This window comes from Streptomyces sp. NPDC057654 (assembly GCF_042800135.1).
Lineage (GTDB): Bacteria > Actinomycetota > Actinomycetes > Streptomycetales > Streptomycetaceae > Streptomyces.
The window spans coordinates 1-1,368 of record NZ_JBHVHQ010001382.1; the positions used below are offsets into that span (position 1 = coordinate 1).

At 77.9% G+C, this 1,368-nt stretch carries 1 protein-coding gene; it reads left to right on the plus strand.

Going from position 1 to position 1,368, the window contains the following annotated elements; all coding sequences use genetic code 11:
- Positions 1 to 1,235, plus strand: a 1,235-nt coding sequence (locus tag ACFU99_RS43785; RefSeq protein WP_384404378.1) for a tetratricopeptide repeat protein, incomplete at its 5' end; no start/stop codon positions are given.
- Positions 1,236 to 1,368: the final 133 nt, after the last annotated feature.

The window sequence follows — 1,368 nt, forward strand, 5'->3', positions numbered from 1 at the left end:
GCCGCCAGGGGCCCGCGACGGGGACGCGGCACGCCGTCGGGCAGCCGACCGAGGCCGAGCAGTGGTACCGGCAGGCCGCCGCACGCGGCCACCGCCGTGCGGCGCTGCACCTGGGCACGCTGCTGGAGGAGCGCGGCGAGAAGAAGGAAGCCGGCCGCTGGTATCTGACCGCCGCCAAGGACGGCGAGTCGCGCGCCGCGTGCGCCCTCGGGTTCCTGCTGCGCGACGTGGGCGACATCGAGAGCGCCGCCGTGTGGTGGCTGCGCGCCGCCCAGGAGGGCGACGGCAACGCCGCCAACGCGCTGGGCGCGCTGCACGCCGACCGGGGCGAGCCGCAGGCCGCCGAGCGCTGGTACCGCGCCGCCCTGGACGCCGGGGACGTCAACGGCGCGTACAACCTCGGCCTGCTGTGCACCGAGCAGAACCGCACCGAGCAGGCCGAGCAGTGGTACCGCCGCGCCGCCTACACCGGGCACCGCGAGGCCGCCAACGCGCTCGCCGTGCTGCTCCTCCAGCGCGGCGACTCCGCCGGGGCCGAGCCGTGGTTCTCCAAGGCGGCCGAGGCGGGCAGCGTGGACGCCGCGTTCAACCTCGGCATCCTGCACGCCGGGCGGGACGAGGACCGCGCGGCCTTCCAGTGGTACGGCCGGGCCGCCGCGGCAGGGCACACCGACGCCGCGCTCCAGGTCGCCATGGCCCTGCTGCGGGACGGCGAGGACGAGAGCGCCGAACGGTATCTGCGGGTCGCCGTGCGCGGCGGCGGCGCGGAGGCCGCCTTCCGGCTCGGCGCGCTGCTCGACCGCCCCTCGGACGACGACGGCACGGGCGGCCCGGAGCTCGCCGAGTGCGAGGAGTGGTACGACCGGGCGGCCCGGCAGGGCCACCGGCGCGCCCAGGTGCGGCTCGGCATGCTCGCCGCCCTGCGCGGCGACGTCGTACAGGCCGCGCACTGGTACCGCGAGGCCGCCGAGGCCGGCAGCCGCAACGGCGCCTTCAACCTCGGGCTGCTGCTGGCCCGCGAGGGCAGCGAGCCGGAGGCCGCGCTGTGGTGGACGCGCGCCGCCGAGGCCGGGCACGGCCGCGCCGCGCTGCGCCTCGCGCTGCTGATGGCCCGGCGCGGCGAACTGGCGGAGGGGCAGCGGTGGTGCACGCGGGCGGTCGAGCTGGGCCCGGCGGAGGTCGCGGAGCGGGCCGCGCGGCTGCGCGAGGCGCTCCAGCAGGAGCTGTCGGCGTGACCGTACGGGCGCACCAGGGCGCGCGCCTCGGAGCGTACGGGCCGCGCGCAGGAGCTCGTACGAACGGGTTTGCGCTGGTCGGGCGTGCCGGGTTAGAGTTTCTTCAACGGCGCGGGGTGGAGCAGCTCGGTAG